Genomic DNA, 6999 nt, shown 5'->3' with positions numbered 1-6999 from the left:
TTTGGCACATTCGATGCCGGTGGAGCAGGAGCCACCCACCTCATCCGCTATGGGCCGTTCACAAACTTCTCAATTTAGACGTAGAACTTTGAGATATTCTTTGCCAAATCGGCCTGAAGACCGCGAAGCACGCAATCAGCATGCCGCCTTACATTGCCTCCAACGTGTGGGTGAGGCCGTTTCGGATGTGATCTTCCAACAGTTTCTTAGCGGTGCCCGCGTCTCTGGCCAGCGCGGCATCAAACATGCCTTTGTGCTCCTTGACGGCCTCTTCGCCGCGATAGGTCAGCACGAGCATCTGATACCGCAGATACTTGTCGTAGATGATCGAGTGCAGAGACAGAAGGTTCTTGGAGTTGCAGGCCGCGATCATCGCTTGATGAAACTCCCAATCATATCGTTTCCAGGTTTCTTTCTCGGACTCGTCGCCCTTGAGAAGCTGCTGTTCCATCAGGTGCAGCTTGTGGTGTGCGGCAACGAGGTTGCCTTCCCAGTCCGTGTCGCCATTCGCAATGGACAACTCCAACGCGTGGCATTCCAACAGAACGCGCAGCTCTGAAATCTCGGTCAGGTCTTCTCGTGAAACTGGCGTGACCAGGAAACCTCGTTGCTCCGGAGCTTCGACAAATCCGTCGCTGGCGAGCCTGTTCAGCGTTTCACGAAGTGTCGAAAGGCTTGCCGAGTAGCGTTCCTTCAAGGCGTCCAGCTTCAGTTTGGAGCCGGGCTGCAGCTCCCCGAAGATGATGTCCCGTTTGATGCGCTGATAGGTGCTTGCACCTATCGTAGACGGCTGTTTCGCCATGCGTTTCACCCGATATTATCAATTTCCTCGTTCAATTAACATTTTTCAGAGACATCAGCAATCCAAACTGATGTATGGTAAAAATAAAAATATCATACATTATTGCGGAATCGCGAAAACCACAATACGGTCGTGGCTAAATTGGGCAAAAAAGCCCGATCGCAATCATCGGTTTCGGGATTTTCCGGACCCTCCGGAAGGAAGCAAAGTGTCTAAGAACTTTCGCATTGCCATTGTCGGCATTGGCCTTGTTGGACGCCGCCACGCAGACGCTATCCGAGCGTTGCGCCATGTTGATCTCGTCGGGGTGGTCGACCCCAGCGATGAAGGCCGTGCTTACGCCGTTGAGCACGGGGTCGCATGTTACGAGACCCTCGAGAAAATGTTTGCAAATCAGACGCCGGACGGAGCTGTTCTTGCGACCCCAACCACGCTTCATGTCGAACAAGGCCTCACGTGTGTTCGACATGGTTGTCCCGTTCTTGTCGAAAAGCCGATCGCCGTGGAAGCCACCGCTGCACTTGAGCTTGTTCAAGCAGCGGAGAAGGCCAATGTGCCACTGATGGTTGGACATCATCGTCGACACAATCCTCTTATCCGGTCGGCTAAGGAAGCCATTGTCGATGGGAAGATTGGAGATGTGCGCGCTGTCCATGCGAATTGCTGGTTCTATAAGCCAGACGAGTATTTTGATGCTGCGCCCTGGAGAAAGCAACCCGGTGCAGGGCCCATCTCGGTCAATCTTGTCCACGATGTGGATCTGCTGCGGTACCTGGCCGGCGAGGTCGTAACCGTTCAGGCGCAGTCCGCTGAATCGCAACGGGGGTATGACAACGAGGATGTTGCCGGTGCTCTGCTGACGTTTGAAAGCGGGGCCATCGGCACCATCAGCGTGTCCGACAGTATCGTTGCCCCGTGGAGTTGGGAGATGACGTCTCAGGAATATCCGATCTATCCGTCGACCACGGAAAGCAGCTACATGATCGGTGGCTCTCATGGGTCGCTATCCGTTCCTGACCTCCGGCTTTGGAGCTATCGGGATGAGCAAAGAGACTGGTGGACTCCGATCTCGACAACCGCATTGAAAAAGGGCGCCTCTGACCCGTTGGTCAATCAACTCAGGCATTTTGTTGATGTGGCCCGGCAAAAAACGGACCCGATCGTGTCAGGTTGGGAAGGATTTAGAACGCTTCAAGTTATTGAAGCCATTCAGAATTCCTGCACAACAGGTGAAACGATCAGGATCGATAGTATTCAACATGCGCCAATCGTAAACATATCCGCAGTATAAAATATCAGATATTTTGCAAAAAATCTTGCAAAATGTCCAAAATAGGTCAAAACTTGGAATCGCCAAAAAAGAAGCATCAGTGATGTCTCAGGGAGGAAAAAAGTGACTTTCAAACTTACACGCCGGGCTGCTGTGTCAGCCCTGGTTGCAACCGGTGTTCTGTTCAGCGCAACAAGCGGTGCGCTTGCGGATGACAAAGTACAACTTCGTCTCGCGACGTCTGGGTCAGAGACCGATCAGCGTTCGGTCGCAATGGCCGAGGTTTTTGCGCCATTGGTTGCCGACTTCGCCAGCTACGAGCCCAGCTATAACGGCACCATATTCGCGCAAGGCACCGAGTTGGACGCGATCAGCCGCGGTAACCTGGAAATGTCGATCACCTCGGCGCAGGAACTGGCACAGTTCTTCCCTGAGTTTTCGATCTTTACTGCAGGCTACGTCCATCAGGACGCAGCGCATCAGGTGGCTGTCTTCAACGATCCCCTGATGGATGCGTTCAAGCAAAAGGCCGAAGAAGAGCTGGGCGTCAAATTGCTGTCGGTCATGTATCTGGGTCGTCGTCAGGTGAACCTGCGCCAGCCCAAGGATGAGCTGACGGTCTCGACGCCAGCAGACCTGGATGGTGTGAACCTGCGGATGCCTGGCACCGATGCATGGCAGTTCCTTGGCAAGGCTTTGGGTGCTGCACCCACACCGATGGCGTTCTCTGAGGTCTACACCGCGCTGTCGACCGGTGCTGTTGACGGTCAGGACAACCCACTGCCGACTGTCGTGGATGCCAAGTTCTACGAAGTGACCAATCAGATCGTTCTGACGTCGCATCTGGTTGACCTGAACTATATCGCCATCGGCAAAGAGGTCTGGGACGGGCTGACGCCCGAACAGCAGGCCAAGGTTCAGGAAGCAGCCGACGCAGCGGCCGAGGCAGGTCGTCAGAAGCAGCTTCAGAAAGAAGAAGATCTGGTCAGCTTCCTGAAAGAGCAGGGGATGGAAATCTACGAACCCGATCTCGCGGCGTTCCGCGATCAGGTACAGTCCATGTATCTTGACAGCGAATTTGCTGGGGCGTGGCCGGATGGCGTTCTGGAGCAGATCAACGCGCTGGGCAACTGAGTCCAGTAAATTAAGGGAGGGAGAACCATTATGAAAGCCTTCATCAAGGGGTTCTCCCGACTGACCGAAGCGATTGCCGGCGGGATGCTGGCGGCAATCTTCCTGATCTTCCTGCTACAAATTCTCTTGCGCTATTTCTTCACCCCCGCCGGTTGGACGCTGGAACTGATCGGCATCCTCTGGGTCTGGGTGATCTTTTTCAGCTGCGCTTTCATCGTGCGCGAGCGGGATCACGTGAAATTCGACATTATATACTTGTCCGTGCCCCGACGTGTCCGTCAGGTCTTTGCGATGCTGGCAGCCGCCGCGATCGTGGTCGGGATGCTCTACAGCTTCTTGCCGACTTGGGACTACATCGACTGGATGAAAATCCGCAAGACCGCGACGGTGCGCAATCCCTTTTCGGGTGAGAAGATACCGCTGCGCACCGTGTTTTCGATCTATGCCGTGTTCATGCTGGTCGTAGCCGCGCGGTATGCATGGCTGTTCTTTGACATCATGCGTAACGGCCCACCAAAAACCGAACTTGAAATGGTCGTGGGATACAACGTGGTCGACGAACATCCCCGTGTTGATGTGGAAGACGACGAGGACGCAAGCAAATGAGTTTCGAACTTCTTTCCTGCCTGCTCACACTCTTTGTTCTGGCAGGCATCGGGACCCCTATCGGCTATTCCATCCTTTTGGCGTCACTGATGTATCTGGGTGTCGCTGGTCTGGACGTCGCTTTGGCAGGTGAGAAGATCCTGCAAGGCTTCTACAAAAGCACGATCCTGCTTGCCGTGCCTTTGTTCATAGTCGCCGCGAATATCATGAACGCGGGGTCGATCACGGACCGCCTGCTGAATTTCTGCGTCGCCGCGGTCGGGCGTTTCAAGGGCGGCCTCGGGCACGTCAACGTGGTGGCGTCGTTGATTTTCTCCGGCATGTCCGGCTCGGCCGTCGCGGATGCTGCAGGGATCGGCAAGATCATCATTGAGATGATGACCAAGGATGGCCGTTACAGCCGGGGCTATGCAGCCGCAATCACAGCGGCGTCGGCGACGATCGGCCCGATTATTCCGCCTTCGATCCCGATGGTTCTGTATGCGCTGGTCTCAAAGGCGTCTATCGGGTCGCTGTTCCTTGCGGGCATTCTGCCGGGCCTGATCATGGGCATAGTCCTGATGGCGATGAACTACTATCTGGCCGGAAAGCGGAACTTTGCATTGGAAGAACCTGTTCCGCTGCGCGAGTTGCCGGCTAAAACCGCCAACGCGTTCCCGGCACTGCTGATGCCCGCAATTCTGCTGTACGGCATATATGGCGGCGTCACTACTCCGACAGAGGCCGCCGCAGTTGCTGCATTCTACGCCCTGCTACTGGCAGCGCTGTTCTACCGCGCACTAACCTTCCGTGGCCTTTATCAAGTGTTCGTCGACAGCGCGCGCTCTTCCGCCGCCGTCGGGGTGGTCATTGGTGGCGCGTTCATTCTGAACTTCATCGTCATTCAGGAACAGATTCCACAGTCGATCTCGGCACTGCTGGAGGGTTCAGATGTTAGTCCGATTGTTTTCCTGATCCTGGTTAACCTGCTGATCCTCGCGCTGGGTTGCGTGTTGGACGCGACAACGATCATTCTTGTGATCGTGCCCCTGTTCATTCCAACCTGCGAAGCGCTTGGGATTGATCTGGTGCATTTCGGAGTGCTGGTCGTCGTGAACTCGATGATCGGTCTGATCACGCCGCCCTATGGCATTCTACTCTTTGTGATCAACGCCGTGACGGACATTCCGCTGCGTGAAATCATCTCGGAAATCTGGGCCTTCCTCGCGGTTCTCATCTTCGCCTTGGTGATCATGATGCTGATGCCGGATCTGGTCCTGTGGTTGCCGCGTATGTTTGGATATCAGGGATAATGTGCCTCTCGGTTTCGACAACGTCGATCCCCGGTGATCTGGCCGAAAAACTGAGTGCTATCGCTGACGCGGGATTCGGGGGTGTCGAATTACACGAACCGGATTTGACCGCTTTTGACGGGCCGCCATCGCAAATTCGGAACATTGCATCAGATCTCGACCTGAAGATTTGCCTGCTACAACCCTTCCATAACCTTGAAGGCCAGGTCGACGCCAAACGTGAGCGCGCCTTTGATCGGCTGAAGCGCAAACTCGACCTGATGAGCGAGTTGGGAACGGAATTGCTGCTCATCGGGTCTGCCTTCGAGGTCGATGCCGCTACAACCGAAGAACAGGTAATCGCAGACCTTGGCGAGGCGGCCAAGATTGCGAAAGAGATGGGATTGCGTCTGGCCTATATGGGCTTGCCATGGTCGGATCTTGTTCACTCGGATGAGCAGGCTTTACGCGTCGTGGAAGCCATCGACAGCCCTCATTTGGGGTTGGCCTTGAATTCCTTCTTCTCGCTTGCCGACGGGTCCAAACCAGCCCGCCTTCGGGACACTCCTGGAGAGCGGGTGTTCCATGTGCAACTGTCCGATGCACCCCGGATTGAGATGGACATACGTCGGCTAAAACGGCACTTTGGGCTTCTGCCGGGGCTTGGGTCGCTGAACCTTGCGGGTTTTGTGCGGGTGTTGTCCCGCGCCGGGTACAAGGGGCCTTGGTCCATTGCGCGTGTCAATGAAGCAGCTCCTCAACCCGGTGGCCGGACACTGGCCCGAGACAGCTACAGGTCGCTGGTGAACCTGTTAGATGAGGTTTCCCGGACCGAGCCGGGAACCGATTTTGGCATCCCGAACCTGCCGGAGCGCATCTATGCGTCAGGCTTTGAGTTCGTCGAATTTACAGCCGACGAAACAAGCGGCGCGCAGCTGGCAGATATGCTGTCAGCAATGTGTTTTCGAATGGAGCGAAAGCATGTGAGCAAGTCCGTCGAGCTGTGGCGGCAGGGCGCGATAAACATCCTTGTGAATACCGAAAAGGAAGGTTTTGCCCATTCGGCGTTTCTGGGTCATGGCCCCTCCGTGTGTGACATGGGGTTGCGTGTCAAAGATGCGGATCAGACGGTTCAGCGGGCGACCGCGTTGGGCGCACCGAATTTCTCGCAGCCAGTGGGAACGGGAGAGCTGGATATCCCGGCCATTCGTGGTGTTGGCGGCAATGTTGTTCATTTCATCGATGAGAAATCCGATCTGCATCGGGTATGGGATATCGAGTTCGAGCCGGTAGCGAAAACCAAAGCGACCCAGCCCGCCGGTCTGCGCCGTATCGACCATCTGGCCCAGACGATGCGTCACGATGAGATGCAAAGCTGGCTGCTCTACTACATTTCGACTTTCGAGATGGCCAAGTCTCCTATCGTGAACGTCGCCGACCCGTCCGGTGTCGTGCAAAGCCAAGCTATCGAAAGTCCCGAAGGGGAAGTGCGCTTAAACCTGAACGGGGCAGTTGGGCGCCGAACTCTGGCGGCGTCATTCCTTGAAGATGGCTTTGGGGCCGGTGTTCAGCACATCGCCTTCCAGTCGGATGATATTTTTGAAACCTCAGCCCAGTTGCTCAAGTCCAACTTTCCCAGCCTGTCCATCCCTGAAAACTACTACGCTGATCTGCAAGCGACTTTCGGATTGGATGACGATTTGATCGCCCAACTGCGCCGGGGTAACATTCTCTACGATCGAGCAGCGGGTGCTGAGTATTTTCAGATATACAGCCGCCCCATCTTTAACGGCTTCTTCTTCGAAATTGTTGAACGCCGCATGGGCTATACCGGGTATGGCGCGGGTAACGCGCCCATTCGCCTCGCCGCGCAAAGCAAAACCCAGCCGGTGAAGGAGGTGCAAACTCAATGACCT

6 protein-coding genes are annotated in these 6999 nt (G+C 55.4%); 5 read left to right on the top strand and 1 reads right to left on the bottom strand.

Features of this window, described 5'->3' with window-relative positions; genetic code table 11:
* Positions 1–148: 148 nt before the first annotated feature.
* The gene (locus RUE5091_RS16330; protein ID WP_058282998.1) at positions 149–802 is read right to left on the bottom strand and encodes a GntR family transcriptional regulator; all 654 of its coding nucleotides are present in this window, start codon (positions 800–802) and stop codon (positions 149–151) included.
* Between RUE5091_RS16330 and RUE5091_RS16325 the strand changes: the two genes are divergently transcribed.
* From RUE5091_RS16325 to RUE5091_RS16305, 5 genes are all read left to right on the top strand, one after another.
* Positions 801–2093, top strand: coding sequence for a Gfo/Idh/MocA family protein (locus tag RUE5091_RS16325; RefSeq protein ID WP_243470805.1), 1293 nt, complete (start codon positions 801–803; stop codon positions 2091–2093). The genes RUE5091_RS16330 and RUE5091_RS16325 overlap by 2 nt on opposite strands.
* A 102-nt stretch (positions 2094–2195) precedes the next feature.
* Positions 2196–3206, top strand: a complete 1011-nt coding sequence (gene dctP, locus RUE5091_RS16320; RefSeq protein ID WP_058282997.1) for a TRAP transporter substrate-binding protein DctP — start codon at positions 2196–2198, stop codon at positions 3204–3206.
* 30 nt (positions 3207–3236) lie between these two features.
* Complete coding sequence (locus RUE5091_RS16315; RefSeq protein ID WP_058282996.1) at positions 3237–3812, top strand: TRAP transporter small permease; 576 nt, start codon at positions 3237–3239, stop codon at positions 3810–3812.
* Positions 3809–5104, top strand: a complete 1296-nt coding sequence (locus tag RUE5091_RS16310) for a TRAP transporter large permease (RefSeq protein WP_058282995.1) — start codon at positions 3809–3811, stop codon at positions 5102–5104. The genes RUE5091_RS16315 and RUE5091_RS16310 overlap by 4 nt, the downstream gene beginning before the upstream one ends.
* A complete protein-coding gene (locus tag RUE5091_RS16305) occupies positions 5104–6996 on the top strand; it encodes a bifunctional sugar phosphate isomerase/epimerase/4-hydroxyphenylpyruvate dioxygenase family protein (protein ID WP_058282994.1) in 1893 nt (630 codons plus the stop codon). Before RUE5091_RS16310 ends, RUE5091_RS16305 begins: the two co-directional genes overlap by 1 nt.
* Positions 6997–6999 lie beyond the last annotated feature (3 nt).

Source organism: Ruegeria denitrificans (assembly GCF_001458295.1).
Lineage (GTDB): Bacteria > Pseudomonadota > Alphaproteobacteria > Rhodobacterales > Rhodobacteraceae > Ruegeria > Ruegeria denitrificans.
The sequence above is the reverse complement of the archived record's forward strand: the minus strand, read 5'-3'. Positions and strand labels throughout refer to the sequence as shown.